The 17,087-nt window shown below is 67.3% G+C and carries 18 protein-coding genes; 5 read left to right on the plus strand and 13 right to left on the minus strand.

The genetic code is table 11. The annotated features are described in order from the left end of the window. Positions 1–101: 101 nt before the first annotated feature. The 8 genes from eno to VF536_RS22690 form a co-directional block, all read right to left on the minus strand. Positions 102–1,388, minus strand: a complete 1,287-nt coding sequence (gene eno / locus VF536_RS22655) for a phosphopyruvate hydratase (RefSeq protein ID WP_088405489.1) — start codon at positions 1,386–1,388, stop codon at positions 102–104. Positions 1,389–1,562: 174 nt separating this feature from the next. Next, entirely contained in the window at positions 1,563–1,850 is a 288-nt protein-coding gene (locus VF536_RS22660; protein ID WP_331617162.1) for a DUF1330 domain-containing protein, read from the minus strand. Between the two features lie 52 nt (positions 1,851–1,902). Beyond that, positions 1,903–3,579 (minus strand): CTP synthase, encoded by a 1,677-nt coding sequence (locus tag VF536_RS22665; RefSeq protein ID WP_331617163.1) that lies wholly within the window; start codon positions 3,577–3,579, stop codon positions 1,903–1,905. 70 nt (positions 3,580–3,649) lie between these two features. Then, positions 3,650–4,477: an alpha/beta hydrolase gene (locus tag VF536_RS22670; RefSeq protein ID WP_331617164.1), complete on the minus strand. Its 828-nt coding sequence runs from the start codon at positions 4,475–4,477 to the stop codon at positions 3,650–3,652. Between the two features lie 38 nt (positions 4,478–4,515). Further along, positions 4,516–7,116 carry a DNA mismatch repair protein MutS gene (gene mutS / locus VF536_RS22675; RefSeq protein WP_331617166.1) on the minus strand — a complete coding sequence of 867 codons (2,601 nt, stop codon included), beginning with the start codon at positions 7,114–7,116 and terminating at the stop codon, positions 4,516–4,518. Between the two features lie 119 nt (positions 7,117–7,235). Next, complete coding sequence (locus VF536_RS22680) at positions 7,236–7,568, minus strand: hypothetical protein (protein WP_331617167.1); 333 nt, start codon at positions 7,566–7,568, stop codon at positions 7,236–7,238. An 86-nt stretch (positions 7,569–7,654) separates the two neighbouring features. Then, on the minus strand, positions 7,655–8,125 hold the full coding sequence (locus tag VF536_RS22685; RefSeq protein WP_331617168.1) for a Panacea domain-containing protein: 471 nt from the start codon (positions 8,123–8,125) through the stop codon (positions 7,655–7,657). 166 nt (positions 8,126–8,291) lie between these two features. Beyond that, the gene (locus VF536_RS22690; protein WP_331617169.1) at positions 8,292–9,269 is read right to left on the minus strand and encodes an inositol monophosphatase family protein; all 978 of its coding nucleotides are present in this window, start codon (positions 9,267–9,269) and stop codon (positions 8,292–8,294) included. A gap of 107 nt (positions 9,270–9,376) precedes the next feature. Between VF536_RS22690 and VF536_RS22695 the strand changes: the two genes are divergently transcribed. Next, positions 9,377–10,180, plus strand: a complete 804-nt coding sequence (locus VF536_RS22695; RefSeq protein ID WP_331617170.1) for an RNA methyltransferase — start codon at positions 9,377–9,379, stop codon at positions 10,178–10,180. Between the two features lie 133 nt (positions 10,181–10,313). Beyond that, positions 10,314–11,081: a serine O-acetyltransferase gene (cysE, locus tag VF536_RS22700; protein WP_331617171.1), complete on the plus strand. Its 768-nt coding sequence runs from the start codon at positions 10,314–10,316 to the stop codon at positions 11,079–11,081. Between the two features lie 81 nt (positions 11,082–11,162). Here cysE and VF536_RS22705 read toward each other — a convergent pair whose 3' ends face one another. From VF536_RS22705 to yjgA, 3 genes are read right to left on the minus strand one after another with little or no spacing between them, the layout of a single operon-like run. Further along, positions 11,163–11,666, minus strand: a complete 504-nt coding sequence (locus tag VF536_RS22705) for an FKBP-type peptidyl-prolyl cis-trans isomerase (RefSeq protein WP_331617172.1) — start codon at positions 11,664–11,666, stop codon at positions 11,163–11,165. Positions 11,667–11,722: 56 nt separating this feature from the next. Next, the gene (mog, locus tag VF536_RS22710) at positions 11,723–12,352 is read right to left on the minus strand and encodes a molybdopterin adenylyltransferase (protein ID WP_331617173.1); all 630 of its coding nucleotides are present in this window, start codon (positions 12,350–12,352) and stop codon (positions 11,723–11,725) included. After that, complete coding sequence (gene yjgA, locus VF536_RS22715; RefSeq protein WP_331617174.1) at positions 12,345–12,953, minus strand: ribosome biogenesis factor YjgA; 609 nt, start codon at positions 12,951–12,953, stop codon at positions 12,345–12,347. The genes mog and yjgA overlap by 8 nt, the downstream gene beginning before the upstream one ends. A 121-nt stretch (positions 12,954–13,074) precedes the next feature. Between yjgA and pmbA the strand changes: the two genes are divergently transcribed. From pmbA to VF536_RS22730, 3 genes are all read left to right on the plus strand, one after another. Next, positions 13,075–14,442, plus strand: coding sequence for a metalloprotease PmbA (gene pmbA / locus VF536_RS22720; RefSeq protein WP_331617175.1), 1,368 nt, complete (start codon positions 13,075–13,077; stop codon positions 14,440–14,442). Positions 14,443–14,673: 231 nt separating this feature from the next. Continuing rightward, entirely contained in the window at positions 14,674–15,756 is a 1,083-nt protein-coding gene (locus VF536_RS22725) for a TRAP transporter substrate-binding protein (RefSeq protein ID WP_331617176.1), read from the plus strand. A 151-nt stretch (positions 15,757–15,907) separates the two neighbouring features. Next, positions 15,908–16,294, plus strand: a complete 387-nt coding sequence (locus VF536_RS22730) for a hypothetical protein (RefSeq protein WP_331617177.1) — start codon at positions 15,908–15,910, stop codon at positions 16,292–16,294. A 140-nt stretch (positions 16,295–16,434) separates the two neighbouring features. Here the strand turns inward: VF536_RS22730 and VF536_RS22735 are convergent, their stop codons facing one another. Then, positions 16,435–16,713, minus strand: a complete 279-nt coding sequence (locus tag VF536_RS22735; protein WP_331617178.1) for a hypothetical protein — start codon at positions 16,711–16,713, stop codon at positions 16,435–16,437. 91 nt (positions 16,714–16,804) lie between these two features. Continuing rightward, positions 16,805–17,087: response regulator (locus tag VF536_RS22740; protein ID WP_331617179.1), on the minus strand; the 283-nt coding region annotated here is incomplete at its 5' end.

The following is a 17,087-nucleotide window of genomic DNA, read 5'->3' on the forward strand; positions in this document are numbered from 1 at the left end:
GAGTTTAGCTGCAACGAAAAAGGGCAGGCCCGTGGGCCTGCCCTTCGAACGCGGGGAGCGCCCGCTCAGCGGACCTTCCCGTCGTCAATCGATGCAGCGGATCAGCGCAGGTTGTAGAACGCCGCGCGGCCGGGGTACACCGCCACGTCGCCCAGGTCTTCCTCGATGCGCAGCAACTGGTTGTACTTGGCCATGCGGTCCGAGCGCGACAGCGAACCGGTCTTGATCTGGCCGGCGTTCAGGCCGACGGCGATGTCGGAGATGGTCGAGTCCTCGGTCTCGCCCGAGCGGTGCGAGATCACGGCGGTGTAGCCGGCGCGCTTGGCCATCTCGATGGCGGCGAAGGTCTCGGTCAGCGTGCCGATCTGGTTGATCTTGATCAGGATCGAGTTGGCGATGCCCTTGTCGATGCCTTCCTTCAGGATCTTGGTGTTGGTGACGAACAGGTCGTCGCCCACCAGCTGCACCTTGTCGCCCAGCTTCTCGGTGATGTGCTTCCAGCCGTCCCAGTCGCCTTCGGCCATGCCGTCCTCGATCGAGATGATCGGGTACTTGTCGACCCAGGTGGCCAGCATGTCGGTCCACTGTTCGGCCGTCAGCTGGATGCCGCCTTCGCCTTCCAGCACGTACTTGCCGTCCTTGTAGAACTCGCTGGCGGCGCAGTCCAGGCCCAGCGCGATCTGCTCGCCGGCGGTGTAGCCGGCCTTGTCGATCGCTTCCAGGATCATCTGGATCGCGGCTTCATGGTTCTCGACGTTGGGGGCGAAACCGCCTTCGTCGCCGACGGCGGTCGACATGCCCTTGGCGTCGATGATCTTTTTCAGCGCATGGAAGACTTCCGCGCCCCAGCGCAGCGCCTCGCGGAACGACGGCGCGCCCACGGGGATGATCATCAGCTCCTGCAGGTCGATCGAGTTGTTGGCGTGCGCGCCGCCGTTGATGACGTTCATCATCGGCACCGGCAGCTGGTTGCCGCTCATGCCGCCGAAGTAGCGGTACAGCGGCAGGCCCGACTCTTCCGCGGCGGCGCGCGCCACGGCCATGGACACGGCCAGCATGGCGTTCGCGCCCAGGCGGCTCTTGTTCTCGGTGCCGTCCAGGTCGATCAGGGTCTTGTCCAGGAAGGCCTGCTCGGAGGCGTCCAGGCCCAGCACGGCTTCCGAGATCTCGGTGTTGATGTGCTCGACGGCCTTCAGCACGCCCTTGCCGAGGTAACGCGACTTGTCGCCGTCACGCAGCTCGATGGCTTCGCGCGAACCGGTCGACGCGCCCGACGGCACGGCGGCGCGGCCCATCACGCCGGACTCCAGCAGCACGTCGCATTCCACGGTGGGGTTGCCGCGGCTGTCGAGGATCTCTCGGCCGACGATGTCAACAATGGCGCTCATGGGAACAGTCTCCAGAAGTGAAAAAACTCGGTCGGCGCGCATGGTGCCAGCAACGGGTTACCTGTGCTGAACAACCTGCGGCCTGAATGGGGGACGGAAAAAAGCCACCGGACCGCTCGCCGTCCGTCTGGACAGGCTGGCGGCGCGATGGCTCGTGTCGGGCATGGCGGGGGATCAGACGCCGTCGACCACGATCATGCGCATGACGCCGGCGTGCTCGCGCAGCGACTTGGCATGCTGGTAGGTCTCGGAGTCGTAGAAGGCCTTGGCCGCCGCGCGGTCGGGGAACTTCAGCACCACCAGGCGGTTCGGTGTCCAGGGGCCTTCCAGCACCTCGACCGTGCCGCCGCGGACCAGCACCTCCGCACCGTGTTCCTGCATCGCCTTCGTGCTCCATTCGCGGTACTTCGCCATCTGGTCGGCGTCGGTCACGGTCACGTCGGCAATGATGAAAGCGGGCATGGGCGGTGTCTCGTTCGTGGGTGTCTGACGTCGTCCCCGATCCCGGCCGGGATCAGGCGGCCGCGGGGGCGCTGACCTCGTGGCCGGCCTTGGCCTTGTGCTCCAGCGCGGCCTTGATGAACGCGATGAACAGCGGGTGGCCGTCCCACGGGGTCGACTTGAACTCCGGGTGGAACTGCACGCCCATGTACCAGGGATGCACGGTGCGCGGCAGCTCGACGATCTCGGTCAGCTTCTCGCGCTGCGTGATCGCCGAGATCACCAGGCCGGCGTCCTGGAGCTGTTCCAGGTATTGCTCGTTGGCTTCGTAGCGGTGGCGGTGACGCTCGTTCACGACCGGACCGTAGATCTCGTAGGCCAGCGTGCCCGGCTTGACGTCGGAACTCTGCGCGCCCAGGCGCATCGTGCCGCCGAGGTCGGACTGGGCATTGCGCTTCTGGATCGAGCCGTCCGCGTCCTGCCATTCGTCGATCAGCGCGATCACCTTGTGCGGCGCGTCGGGTTCGAACTCGGTCGAGTTCGCGCCGTCCAGGTGCGCCTTGTGACGCGCGTACTCGATGGTCGCGACCTGCATGCCCAGGCAGATGCCCAGGTAGGGCGTCTTGTGCTCGCGGGCGTACTGGGCGGCGAGGATCTTGCCCTCGACGCCGCGCTTGCCGAAGCCGCCCGGCACCAGGATCGCGTCGTACTTGTCGAGCTGCTTCGAGTGTTCCGCGTCCAGCGTCTCCGAGTCCACATACTCGATGTTGACGCGGGCGTGGTTGTGGATGCCGGCGTGGCGCAGCGCCTCGTTCAGCGACTTGTAGCTGTCCGACAGGTCGGTGTACTTGCCGCACATGGCGATGGTGACTTCGGTCTTGGGGTTCTCGACCTCGTTGACCAGCGTGTCCCAGCGCTTCAGGTCCGCGGACTTGGTGTTGAGCTGCAGCTTGGTGCAGATCATCTGGTCCAGGCCCTGCTCATGCAGCATGCGCGGGACCTTGTAGATCGTGTTGACGTCCCACATCGAGATCACGCCGTACTCGGGCACGTTGGTGAACAGCGAGATCTTCTCGCGCTCGTCGTCCGGGATGCGGCGGTCGGCGCGGCACAGCAGTGCGTCGGGCTGGATGCCGATCTCGCGCAGCTTCTGCACGGTGTGCTGCGTGGGTTTGGTCTTGAGCTCGCCGGCCGCGGCGATCCACGGCACGTAGGTCAGGTGCACGAACGCGACGTTGTTCGGGCCGGACTTCAGGCTCATCTGGCGCGCGGCTTCCAGGAAGGGCAGGGACTCGATGTCGCCGACCGTGCCGCCGATCTCGACGATCGCCACGTCCACCCCGTCCGGCGTGCCGTGACCGGCGCCGCGACGGATGAAGTCCTGCATCTCGTTGGTGATGTGCGGGATGACCTGCACCGTCTTGCCGAGGTAGTCGCCGCGGCGCTCCTTCTCCAGCACCGACATGTAGATCTGTCCGGTGGTGAAGTTGTTGCTCTTCTTCATCCGCGTGGTGATGAAGCGCTCGTAGTGGCCCAGGTCCAGGTCGGTCTCCGCGCCGTCGTCGGTGACGAACACTTCACCGTGCTGGAACGGCGACATCGTGCCCGGATCCACGTTGATGTAGGGATCCAGCTTGATCAGGGTGACTTTGAGGCCGCGGGACTCGAGAAGGGCCGCGAGAGAGGCCGATGCGATGCCCTTGCCGAGAGAGGACACGACACCGCCGGTGACGAAGACGTACTTGGTCATTGTCTTGCAGCGCCTGATGAACCGGATGCGTCGTACCGGAACCCAAAAACGCCGTGGTGGTAAAGCGCGATTATAGCGATGCCGTTTTGGCCTCGATCTCCCCCATCAGTTCGAGGACGAGCGAGGCCGTGTCGTCGGGTCTTTCGAAGGGGTAGAGGTGGGTGCCTTCGAACCAGCGGAACAGGTCCTTGGCCAGCGCCTTGGAGCCGGCGGCATTGGCCTGCCGGAGTTCCTCCGACTGCGTGCCCGCGACGAACGCCACCGGGCACTTGGGCGCGTGGCCCCTCAGGATGCGCGGCAGGTTGTGCGGCAGCGTGTTGTAGATGCGGGTCTCGATCTCGCGCTGGAAGCCCAGGCGCACCTGACCGTCCTCGTGCGCATCGAAGCCGCTGGCGATGTAGTCCTTCAGCACCCGGGGATCCCAGCGCGCGAACTTGTGCTTGGCGGCGAAGTGCGCGTGCGCGTCATCGAGGCTGGGCCATTCGTAGCGCCGCTGGTGCGAGACCTTGCCCGGCGAGACGCGCTTGATGAAGCCGGCCGACTTCGCGACCTGCAGGCTGTGCGCGCGCCAGCCGTCGATCACCGGCGAGTCCAGCATCACCAGCCCCCGTGCCAGCGCCGGCTTGCGGCAGGCGGCCAGCAGCGACAGCAGCCCGCCGAGCGAATGTCCGACCAGCATCACCGGCGCGGTCGGCCGGACCTCGTCCTGGATGAAGTGCAGCAGCTCGTCGCGCAGATGCGGCCAGTTGCTGGTGACCGGATAACGCGGATCGTGACCGATGCGCGGCAGCGCGTGCACGGTCCAGCCCGCATCGCGCCAGCGGTCGAAGAGCACCCGGTAGCAGCCCGCGGGAAACCCGTTGGCGTGCGAGAAGACGAGGGTCTTTTGGGTGTCCATGGGCGGGTGGCAATGGGTCTGGCGAAGGCTCGTCGGACTCAGGCGCGGCCGGCGGCCAGCAGCTTGAGCTGGTACAGCGCCGCGTGCGCTTCACGCGGGCTCAGCGCGTCGGGATCGAGGTCGCGCAGCGCGTCCAGCAGCTCGGAGGGCTCTTCGGCCGCGGCGCTCGGCGCGGGCTCCGGCGGCGGGGCGAACAGGTCGATCTGCGTCTCGCCTTCGGTGGCCCGGGCTTCGAGCGCCTCCAGCGCCGCGCGGGCCTGTCGCACGACCGGACCCGGCATGCCGGCCAGCCGGGCGACCTGCACGCCGTAGCTGCGGCTGGCGGGGCCGGGCTGGATCTCGTGCAGGAACACGATGTCCTCGCCGCTCTCGACCGCGGACACATGCATGTTGACCGCCTGCGGATGCTTGGCCGGGAATTCGGTCAGCTCGAAGTAGTGCGTCGCGAACAGCGTGAAAGCGCGGCACTTGTCGTGCAGATGGGTGGCGATCGCGCCGGCCAGCGCCAGGCCGTCGAAGGTCGAGGTGCCGCGACCGATCTCGTCCATCAGCACCAGCGACTGCTCGGTGGCGGCATGCAGGATCGCGGCGCCCTCGGTCATCTCCAGCATGAAGGTCGACTGCGCGTTGGCGAGGTCGTCCGCCGCGCCGATCCGCGTGTGGATCGCGTCGATGGGGCCGAGCCGACAGGCGGTCGCCGGCACGTAGGCGCCGATCGCCGCCAGCAGCGCGATCAGGGCGACCTGGCGCATGAAGGTGCTCTTGCCGCCCATGTTCGGGCCGGTGATGACCATCAGCTTGGTGCGGGCGTCGAGCCGGCAGTCGTTGGCCATGAACTCGCCGGCGCCGGTCTCGCGCAGGCGCGCCTCGACCACCGGATGGCGGCCGCCCTGGATGTCGATGCAGGGATGCGGGACGAACTCGGGACGGCACCAGTTCAGCGTCGCCGCGCGTTCCGCCAGTGCGGCCAGCACGTCCAGCGACGACAGCGAGCGCGCCAGGCGGCTCAGCGCCGGCATCTCCTCGGTGAGCTGATCGATGACCAGGTCGAAGAGCATCTTCTCGCGGGCCAGTGCGCGTTCGTTGGCGGACAGCGACTTGTCCTCGAAGGCCTTGAGCTCGGGGGTGATGAAGCGCTCGGCGTTCGTCAGCGTCTGGCGGCGCGTGTAGTCGGCGGGAATCTTGCCGAGGCCGCTGTTGGTGACCTCGATGTGGAAGCCGTGCACCTTGTTGAACTTGACCCGCAGGTTGCTGATGCCGGTGCGGGCGCGTTCGCGGACCTCCATCGCGAGCAGGAACTGGTCGCAGTCGGTCTGCACGGCGCGCAGGTCGTCGAGCTCCTCGTCGAAGCCCTTGGCGATCACGCCGCCGTCGCGGATCAGCGCCTGAGGTTCCTCGGCGATCGCGCGGGTCAGCAGTTCGGCGATGTGCGGCGAGGCGCGCAGTCCTTCGGACAACTGCTCCAGCAGGGCCGAGCCGCCGGGCACGGTCTGGGCCAGCTCGGGCAGGATCTGCAGCGTCGCGCGCAGGCCGGACAGCTCGCGCGGGCGCACCTGGCGCAGCGCGATGCGCGCCGTGATGCGCTCGACATCGGACACCTGGCGCAAGGCCTCGCGCAGCGGCTCGAAGCCGGTGCTGATCAGCTCGGCGATGGCCTCCTGGCGTTCGCGCGCGGCGGCGCGGTCGCGCTCGGGATGCAGCAGCCAGTGGCGCAACGCGCGGCTGCCCATGCCGGTGCGGCACGAATCCAGCAGCGAGAGCAGCGTCGGCGAGGTCTCGCCGCGCAGCGTCTGCGTCAGCTCCAGGTTGCGTTGCGTGGCGGGCGGCAGGTCCAGCAGGTCGGAGGCGCGCAGCACGCGCAGGCTCTTCACGTGCGTCAGCGCGCGCGTGCCTTGCGTGCTCTCGGCATAGGACAGCAGGCAGGCGGCGGCGGCATGGGCGACGGGCAGGTCCTGCGCGTTGAGGCCCTGCAGGTTGACGACGCCGAGTTGTTCGCAGAGTTTGCGGCTGCCCAGGTTCGCATCGAACTGCCAGCTCTGTCGGTTGGTGATCGGCAGCTTGGCGGCCAGCACGGCCTGGGGATGCTTCTCGCGGTCGACCAGCACCTCGGCCGGCGACAGGCGGGCGAGCCACGAGGCGAGGTCGCGCTCGCCGCATTGCGCCATCCCGATCTGCCCCTGCGTCATCGACAGCCAGGCCAGGCCGAAGGTCTTGCCCTGCGTCGCGACGGCCAGCAGGATCGAGTCCTGCTTGTCGGCGAGCAGTTCCGATTCGATGACGGTGCCGGGTGTGGCGACGCGCGTCACCTTGCGTTCGACCGGGCCCTTGGTGGCGCCGACTTCACCCGTCTGTTCGGCGATCGCCACGGACTCGCCGAGCTTGATCAGCTTGCCGAGATAGGACTCCAGCGAATGCACCGGGACGCCGGCCATGACGACCGGTTCGCCGCCGCTCTGGCCGCGGGTGGTCAGCGTGACATCCAGCAGCGCGTTGGCCTTGCGCGCGTCGTCGAAGAAGACCTCGTAGAAGTCCCCCATCCGGTAGAAGAGCAGCGTGTCCGGATGCTCGGCCTTGAGGCCGAAATATTGCTGCATCATCGGCGTATGGTGGCTGAAATCGGCAGGCGCGGCGCTGGTCATCGGGAGCGGTGGGAGCGGTGGAGACGGGAAATGGACAACGCCCTCGGGCTGAGGGCGCTGGGGTGGCTGGTTGGAGGACGAGTGTAGGGCATGGCCGTTCATGATCGGGCGCTCCGGGCTCATTGGTAGAGGCGATGCTCGGGATCGAGCCAGACGATGTAGAACACCTCGTCGACCAGGATGCCGTGGACGCGGCCGTGCTTGTTGGCGCTGAGTTGGAACTGCCAGGCTTCGAGTCGCCGCCAATCAGCTGTCAGATGAGCGTATCCGCCTGGCTCCGTGGTCGCTTCCCAGTCATGGCGGTGAGCCCGGAGCGACTTGTCTTTCGCGGTTCGAAATTCTGAGGGTCGTAAGGTGGATATGGCCTGGAGTCGCTGCAGCAGTTGGCGGAAGTAGGCAGGCGCATCAGAGACGTCACTCAATCCAAACTTTCGGCTCGACTGCAGATGCATGAATGAGAACCTCAACAGGTGATCCGGCAGCCCAAGCACGGCGTGCTGTCGCAGGGCCCTCCCTGGAAGCGCGTGTTTCCTGGCGGTCATGCGGCCTCCGGGCGAGCGGCTTCGGCTTGAAAGAACCGCTTCATCGACTCGTGTGAGATCTCCTCGGTGCAGCCAGGCTCATGCCTGGAGAAGTTCTTGCGTGCCTCGTTCCAAGGGGCTTCGTACCGGGTCCGGAGGTGCAAGGAGTATCCGGTGTCGACACCATAAAGATCGATGATCTCGTCCACATGCTTCTGGAGTCGCTCACCCAGATCCGTGGGCTGGGCGATGCGCTCGACGATCGGGGTGTGCCAGTGATCTCCGTAGAGCGCGTCGATCTCTGGGCAGGACGGGCCGTGCATCCATGCCTCAAAGCGCTCCTCGAAGGCGGGCTCGTCGAAGTTCGCGAGGTGCCACCCTTGAACGTAGTACAGCAGCTTGTGGAGCTTGGCCGTCGTGATGGGATCACCGACCTCCTGGAAGGCGGCAAGGATGTACTCGGAGATCTTCCTGGCAGTGGAGGGCATGGTGTTCACCTCTCGGGTCGTTGTGCGAAATGCTTGCAGCCATGCTAGGTCTGCGCCGACAGGTCGCGCTTCAACCGTTCGCGCCAAAAACGACAAAGCCCTCCAAGGGAGGGCTCTGTTTGATCAGCGTCAAGGACGCCGAAGATCGCCGGGAAGGCCGATGGAATCAGGCTTCTGCGCCGCCGTCATTCTTCTTGATGCGCACCGGCGCGCGCTTCTTCGGCGCGTCGGTTCCCCCTTCGGTGGTGGCAGCGGCCTTCTTCTTGGGGGCCGCCTTGTCGGTCGGCGCTCCGCCGGCTGCCGCTTCGGCGTCGGCGTCCAGCGCGTCCTGCGTGATCACGCGGGTGTAGGGCGCCAGGATCTGGACCAGCGGGCCGTAGATGCGCGGCGTGCCGGCCACGATCTCGCGCTGGTGCAGGAAGTCCGGCTCGCCGGTGAAGTTGCCCACCAGGCCGCCCGCTTCCTGGATGATCAGCGAGCCCGCGGCCACGTCCCACGGGTTCAGGCCGGTCTCGAAGAAGCCGTCGTAGTGGCCGGCGGCCACGTAGCACAGGTCCAGCGCGGCGGCGCCCGGACGGCGCACGCCGGCGACCTCGGTCATCACTTCCTCGAACATCTTCAGGTAGCGCTTGAAGTTGTCGCCGCGGCGGAACGGGAAGCCCGTGCCGATCAGCGCGTCGCTCATGCGGGTGCGCTTGCTCACGCGGATGCGCTTGTCGTTCAGGTAGGCGCCGCGGCCCTTGGTCGCGTAGAACAGGTCGTTGCGGGTCGGGTCGTAGACGACGGCCTGCTGCACGATGTTGCGGTGCGCCAGCGCGATCGACACGCAGTAGAACGGCAGGCCGTGGATGAAGTTGGTCGTGCCGTCCAGCGGGTCGATGATCCACTGGTACTCGGAATGCTTCGCGCCGTATTCGCGGCCGGATTCTTCGGCCAGGATGCCGTGGTCGGGGTAGGCCTGCAGCAGCGTCTCGATGATCGCCTGCTCGGCGGCCTGGTCCACTTCCGTCACGAAGTCGTTGGGCGACTTGGTGTTGATCTTCAGGATGTCCAGGTCCATCGACGCGCGGTTGATGATCGCGCCGGCGGTACGCGCCGCCTTGATGGCGACGTTGAGCATGGGATGGTGAGCGGCTTGCGTCATGCGGGACGGTTCCTGTGGGAAGTGGACTGGCGAAAGGAAAGAGCGGGCGCTGGCACGGGGCCGGCGCGGATAATCCACCATTTTGACACAGACTCGTGGTTTCCCCTATGCCCCCGGCTGACTCCGGCACGACCGCTCTTTCTCCGACGTCGGATCCGACACGTTTCGTGCTGATCGAGACCAGCCACCCCGGCAACGTCGGCTCGACCGCGCGGGCGATGAAGGTGATGGGCTTCCGCGACCTGGTGCTGGTGCGGCCCCGCTTCGCCGACGTGCTGAGCCAGGAGGAGACCGTCGCGATGGCCAGCGGCGCCGCCGACATCCTGGCCCGCGCGCGCATCGTCGATCGCGTCGAGGACGCGCTCGACGGCTGCACCTTCGTCTGCGCCACGGCGATGACGCCGCGGGACTTCGGGCCGCCCACGCGTGAGCCGAGATCGCTCTTCGCCGAGCTGGCGAAGGGGGAGCCGCACCCCCATCAGGTGGCCTTCCTCTTCGGGTCCGAGCGCTACGGCATGAGCAACGAGGACGTCTACCGCGCGCATGCGGTGCTGTCGATCCCGACGCATCCGGAATATGGCTCGCTGAATCTCGCGCAGGCGGTCCAGTTGATCTCCTATGACTGGCGCCAGGCGCTGGGCGGTTTTCCGGTGGAGGCACGCACCCCGGATCCGCAGCTCGCCGACGCGCAGGCGGTGCAAGGCCTGCTGACGCATCTGGAAAGCAGCCTCGTCCACCTTGGCTACCTCGACCCGGCCTCGCCCAAGAAGCTGATGCCTCGCCTGAACCAGCTCTTCAATCGCGCCGGGCTGACCAGGGAAGAGATCCACATCCTGCGCGGCATCGCCCGGGCCATCGAGAAGACCCACCCCGCCGCGGGCGCGCCCCCCGCACTTGGGGGAGACGAGTAGCGCAAGCCTGCCCCGGGGCGTGGCGCTCGTGCGGCAGGGCAGTAAGCCTGTGCCGGGCAAGGTCGGGACCCGCCGCTAAACTGGCCGACCCTCAGCTCCAGCCCCTCGCGGGCTGCCATCGGGTCCCCCCACCATGTTCCAGCGTCTTCGCGAAGACATCGCCTGCATCCTCGAACGCGACCCCGCCGCCCGCTCGGCCTGGGAGGTGCTGACCTGTTACCCGGGTCTGCATGCGCTGGTGATGCATCGGTGTGCGCACTGGTTCTGGCTGCGCGGGTTCCGGTGGCTGGGGCGCTTCACGTCCCACATCGGCCGCTTCCTCACCGGCATCGAGATCCACCCCGGCGCGACCATAGGCCGGCGCGTGTTCATCGACCACGGCATGGGCGTCGTCATCGGCGAGATGACGGAGATCGGCGACGAGGTCACCATCTACCAGGGCGTGACCCTCGGCGGCACTTCGCTGGTGAAGGGCGCCAAGCGGCATCCGACGCTGGAGCGCGGCGTCATCGTCGGTGCGAACGCCTGCATCCTCGGCGGCTTCACGGTCGGGGAGGGCGCGCGCGTCGGCTCCGGCGCGGTGGTGACCAAGCCGGTGCCGCCGGGCGCGACCGCGGTCGGCAATCCGGCGCGTGTCATCGAGGCCAAGCTCGATGCCAGACGCGAGGAGGCCGCGGCGCGGATGGGCTTCTCGGCCTACGGCGTGACGCAGGGCGACGACCCGGTGGCGCTGGCGATGAAGGGCCTGATCGACAACGCCGCCACCCAGGAGCACCAGATCGCGCTGCTGTGGCAGGCGATCGCGAAGTTGTCCGAGGAAGAGCGCAAGGACTGCGTGCCGCAAGGCGCGCAGCAGGGCGAGCACTTCGACGCGGCGGAGCTGTCGCGGCTGGTGAAGTGAGCCGCTGATCTACCGAGCTGCAGCGCCTGACTTACTCCCTCTCCCGCTTGCGGGAGAGGTGGCAAGAGGAGCGGAGGCGAATCAGTGATGGTGCCCGTGCGCGCCGTGCGCGTGGCCGTGCTCGATCTCTTCCTGCGACGCGGCGCGGACGTCGGTGACCTTGACGCTGATCTTCAGGTGCTGGCCGGCCAGCGGGTGGTTGCCGTCCAGGTGCACGGTGTCACCCTTGACCTTCACGACGGTGAAGACATGGAAGCCGTCGTCGGCTGCCGGCTCTTCCTCGCCTTCCTTGGCCTGACGGATCTGGATCTGGCCGCCGACCTTCACGCCGGGCGGGAAGTCCTTCTTCGGGATCGTGATCAGCAGGCTCTCGTCGCGCTCGCCGAAGCCGGTCTCGGGCGTCAGCTCGATCGTCGTGGCGAAGCCCTTCTCCTGGCCTTCCAGCGCGGCTTCGACGACCGGCAGCGTGTTGCCGTAGCCGCCGATCAGCAGCGCCATCGGCTCGTCGGTCTTCTCGATGATCTGGCCGAGCTTGTTCGCGACCTTCAGTTCGACGGTGGCGATGGTGTCCTTGGTGATCTTCATGGGTGTTGCTTTGGAAGTTGCGTCTGTGGAGGCCCCTCGTGGAGGCCGCAGGGGGATCAGCCCGGGCGCTTGGGCCGTTGGGCGGTCTTGGGGCGGAACGCGGCGCAGATCGCGTCACGTGTCTCGAGGTAGGGGCCGCCGATCAGGTCGATGCAGTACGGCACCGCGGCGAAGATGCCGCTGGCGGCCTCGTGGCCGGCCAGCGTCTCGGCGATCGCCTTGGGCTGGCCCGGCAGGTTGATGATCAGCGCCCGGCCGCGGATCACCGCGACCTGTCGCGACAGGATCGCGGTCGGCACGAAGCGCAGGGAGATCTGCCGCATCTGCTCGCCGAAGCCCGGCATCACGCGGTCGGCGACGTCCATCGTCGCCTCGGGCGTGACGTCTCGGATCGCGGGGCCGGTGCCGCCGGTGGTCAGCACGAGGTGGCAGCCGGACTCGTCGACGAGCTCGCGCAAGGTCTGCGCGATGAGCGCGCGTTCGTCGGGGATCAGGCGCGGCTGGAACTCGATCGGATTGATCAGCGCCGAGCGCAGCCAGTCCTGAAGCGCGGGCAGGCCCTTGTCCTCGTAGACGCCGCTGGAGGCGCGGTCGCTGATCGACACGATGCCGATGCGGACGGCCTCAGGCGGCTGCAGCGCCGCGCCGTCGACCGCCGGAGCCGCCGGGACCACCGGGTCACGCATCGTCGTCCTCGTCGGAGCCATCCTCGCCCTCGTTGGCCGAGGCGTTGTCCTTGCCGGCGAGCACATGGCCCTTCACGAACTGGAACAGCTCGCGCCAGGCGCGGCCGTTGCGCTGCTCGGGCGCCTGGGCGCGGTCCTTGCGGGCGGCGCGGATCAGGCTGCGCAGCTGCTGCGTGTCGACCTCGTCGAAACTGTCGATGAAGCCCTGCAGCGCGCTGTCTTCCTCGACCAGGCGCACGCGCCAGCGTTCGGCCTGGTGCAGCTCCAGCGAGTCCTGCGCGCGGCCGAGCTTGAACTCGGCGACGGCCTGGCGGATCGGTTCGGGATCGACCTGGCGCATCAGCTTGCCGATCAGCTGCAGGTGGCGCTTCTTGCCGCTGCGCGCGGTGCCGGCGACGATGCGGCGGCCTTCCTTGATCGCGTCGAGCAGCGACTCGGGCAGGTCGAGCGCGGCCACGCGCTTCTCGGGCAGCGTGAGCAGTTCTTCGCCCAGCGCCTGCAGCGCGTCCATGTCGCGTTTGAGCTGGCTCTTGCTGGGGCGGTCGTCTTCGAACTCGTCGAAGTCCGCGCGGTCGTCTTGGTCGTCGTGGTCGGCGTTCATGGGGGGAGAAAGCGAGAAGCCCCGACCGGGAGGGGCGGGGCACAGCGCCCGTATGATAGTCGCCACCCCGCCGCGGCCTCGGATTCCCCCAGGCCGCGCTGCTTTCAAAGAGACCGCATTCATGAGTCAAGCCGAGCAAGGATTCGCCTACAGCCAGGACCACTTCCGCCAGTTGATCGAGGACGTCCTGGCCGAGGCCAAACGCCAGGGCGCCAGCGACGCCGGCGCGGAAGTGTCCGAAGGCAGCGGCATGTCGGTGTCGGTGCGGCGCGGCCAGCTCGAGAACGTCGAGCGCAATCGCGACAAGTCGCTGGGCATCTCGGTCTACCTGGGCCAGCGCAGAGGCAACGCGAGCACCTCGGACTTCTCGCCGCAGGCGCTGAAGGACACGGTCAGAGCGGCCTACGATATCGCCCGCTTCACGGCCGAGGACGAGTTCGCCGGCCTGCCCGACGAGCAGGACCTGTCGCTCGACGAGGCGGCGCGGCCGTCGCTGGATCTCTTCCATCCGTGGGCGGTCACCGCCGAGCAGGCGGCCGAGCTGGCGCTGCGCTGCGAGGACGCGGCGCTGAAGACGGACGCGCGCATCACCAATTCGGAAGGTGCGGCGGTCTCGGCGCAGCAGTCGCACTTCTATTCGGGCAACTCGCGCGGTTTCCGCGGCGGGTATGCGAGCTCGCGACATTCGCTGTCGGTCGCACCGATCGCCGGCCGCGGCGCGGGCATGGAACGCGACGCCTGGTACAGCTCGATGCGCGATTCGGCCGATCTGTCCTCCGCTGAAACGATCGGTCGCTACGCCGCCGAGCGCGCGCTGGCGCGGCTCAAGGGCCGCAAGGTCAAGACGGCCAGCGTGCCGGTGCTGTTCGAAGCGCCGGTCGCGGCCGGCCTGCTGGGTGCGCTGGTGCAGGCCACCAGCGGCGGTGCGCTCTACCGCCGCGCGAGCTTCCTGCTCGACAGCCTGGACCAGCAGATCCTGTCGCCGCACGTCGAGGTGGTCGAGGATCCGCACATCATCAAGGGCAAGGGCAGCTCGCCTTTCGACGACGAGGGCGTGGTCACCAAGGCCCGCACCGTGGTGGATGCAGGTGTGCTCAAGGGCTACTTCCTGTCGACCTACTCGGCGCGCAAGCTGGGCCTGCGCACGACGGGCCACGCGGGCGGCTCGCACAACCTGACGATGCGCAGCAAGGCGACGGCACCCGGCGACGACCTGCCGACGATGCTGCGCCGCCTCGGCACCGGTCTGTTCGTGACCGAGCTGATGGGGCAGGGCGTCAACTACGTGACCGGCGACTACTCGCGCGGCGCGAGCGGCTACTGGGTCGAGAACGGCGTCATCGCCTTCCCGGTCAACGAGATCACGATCGCGGGCAACGTCAAGGAGATGTTCAAGCAGATCGTGGGCATCGGCGCCGACACCTACACGCTGGGCAGCAAGACCGTGGGCTCCCTCCTGCTGGAGAACATGAAGCTCGCCGGGGCCTGATCAGGGCCGCTTCCTGCAGCCACCGAGCGCCGGCCCAGGAGGCCGGCAGGCCCGCGTCGTCAATCGCGTCGCAGGCTCCGCATTCCTCCTCGGACCTGCCGGCCTCCTGGGCCTCCGCGGGATGCCAAGGGTGGTGGTTGTCAGGTTGACGCCAGCCCTCCAGTAGTTAATCCTGTTTTCGCTCAAGGGTGCCCGTGAGGCGGCACCACACCAACGAAAAAAGGAGACTTCATGGAGCGTCGTTCGTTCGTCAAGAATGCCGGCCTGGCCGGCGTGCTGGCCGCGGGTGCGGCACCGGCCATCGTGCATGCGCAGGCCAACCTCCGGTGGCGGATGGCGTCGAGCTTCCCCAAGCAGCTCGACACGATCTACGGCGGCGGCGAGGTCTTCGCCAAGAAGGTCAGCGAGCTCAGCGGCGGCAAGTTCCAGATCAGCGTGCACGCGGGCGGCGAACTGATGCCGGCCTTCGGCGTGGTCGACGGCGTGCAGAACGCGACGGTCGAGATCGCGCACACGGTGCCGTACTACTTCTTCGGCAAGGACGAGACCTTCGCGATCGGCGCGTCCATCCCGTTCGGTCTGAACTCGCGGCAGATGACGGCGTGGACCTTCCACGGCAACGGCCTGAAGCTGATGCGCGAGTTCTACCGGAACTACAACATCATCAACTTCCCCGGCGGCAACACCGGCGCGCAGATGGCGGGCTGGTACCGCAAGGAGATCAAGTCGGCGGCGGACTTCAAGGGTCTGAAGTTCCGGATCGGCGGCTTCGCGGGCCGGGTGATCGAGCGCATGGGCGGCGTGCCGCAGAACCTGCCGGGCGGGGAGCTCTATTCCGCGCTGGAGAAGGGCACGATCGACGCGGCGGAATGGGTCGGCCCGTACGACGACCTGAAGCTGGGTTTCAACAAGGTGGCGCCGTTCTACTACTACCCCGGCTGGTGGGAGGGCGGCCCGCAGGTCGACTTCTTCATCAACACCAAGGCCTATGAAAAGCTGTCGCCGGAGTACAAGGCGATCGTCGAGGCGGCGTCCGCGTACGTGCACGTGGACATGCAGGCCAAGTACGACGTGCTGAACCCGCAGGCGCTCAAGCAGCTGGTGGCGGCCAAGACCAAGCTGATGCGTTTCCCGAAGGACACGATGGACCTGGCGTTCAAGGAGTCGATGGCGCTGTACGCGGAGCTGTCGGCCAAGAACCCGAACTGGAAGAAGGTCTACGAGGATTACGCCAACTTCCGGCGTGACCAGAACCTGTGGTTCCGCTTCGCGGAAGCGGGCTTCGACGACTACATGCAGTCGCAGCGGTTCTGATCCGGACCGACCTCCACGACGACTTCCGCTGATGGCGGGCCGCGCTTCGACAAGGGGCGCGGCCCGTTCCGCTTGTGGTGGGTCCTTGGGCTGAGGGCAGGGGCCGTGGCGGCACAATCGGTTCTCGATCAATCGGCATCAGGACGAGTTCATGAATCAGGAAACGCAGTCGCTCGAAGCGCTCCTCAAGGCCCTTCGCGTGCTGCTCACGGTGCTGCTGACGCTGGTCGTCATCGCGGTCATCTCCTTCCGGCTCTTCGCTTACTCGTTCACGTATGCGTCGCCGCCGTTCTGGTCGCTCGTGCCGGCGGGCGTGCTGGCGGGGTTGCTCATCATTCGGCTCGTGCCGCAGCGGATGCGTCGCGTCGGCGCGGTGCTGCTGCTGGTGCTCTATGCGCTGAGCATCGTCTTCTTCGGCTGGCGCCACGTCATGGAGCTCTACGCTTCGGATGGCCCCTACGCCTTCGATCTCTTCGAGGCGGTGTTGATCGTCCTGCTGGCCGTGCCGAGCCTGGTGCGCCCGCGATCCACCTTCTGAGTCCAGACGGCCCATCGCGCACTTGAACGCGCAGTCCATCGTTCCGTCGATTCCGGCCACCGATGTTTGAGATCGCAGTCTGCGATCTCAAACGCGGTCGAGCGGCGATGCAAGCCTTCCACCACTTGGCACGCAAGCGCTCATTCGCATCGTCCCGTTTGCCAGTTCGGCGAACTTTCCGGAATGGGTTTGATCCGTCGTTCAGCACCAGCGCCAACGATGCAGAACTTTGCGTAGTAGCCCCGCGTGGGATCGGAGCGGTCCGATGGCTTCACGTTGAGAGACACGTAGTACGCCTTGCCGTCTCGCAACTCGCTCACCGGTTCCGAAGTGCCGCCTTCCGGCACCTGGCCGTACGCGAGGCACGAGAACGACGAGACGGGCAGCCCACCCACCGTGCCGAAATGCATCGCCCACATCGCCATTGGGTGTCATGGCGCAGTTGTCGGGCTGAAGGCCGAACGGGAGGAACTCCTCCCTGTGGGTCCACACCTGTCATGCCGCCGACCCTCAGTCCCCGCCGGCCTTGCGCCCCAACGCCACCTGGATCGCCCGCGTCAGCGCCGCCAATTCGATCGGCTTCGCGACATAGCCCTGGAACCCGGCCGAGAGGCCTTCCTGCCGGTCCGCGACCATCGCGAACGCCGTCAGCGCCACCGCCGGCAATTCCTCCGGGCTGCCTCCCGGCAGCTGCCGCACCGCGCGGATCAGCGAGCGCCCGTCCATCTCCGGCATCCCGATGTCGGATACCAGCAGGTCGTAGTGCTCCTCGCCCTCTTCGAGCCGCGACAGC

The sequence above is a fragment of the Roseateles sp. genome (genome assembly GCF_036486225.1).
Lineage (GTDB): Bacteria > Pseudomonadota > Gammaproteobacteria > Burkholderiales > Burkholderiaceae_C > Roseateles.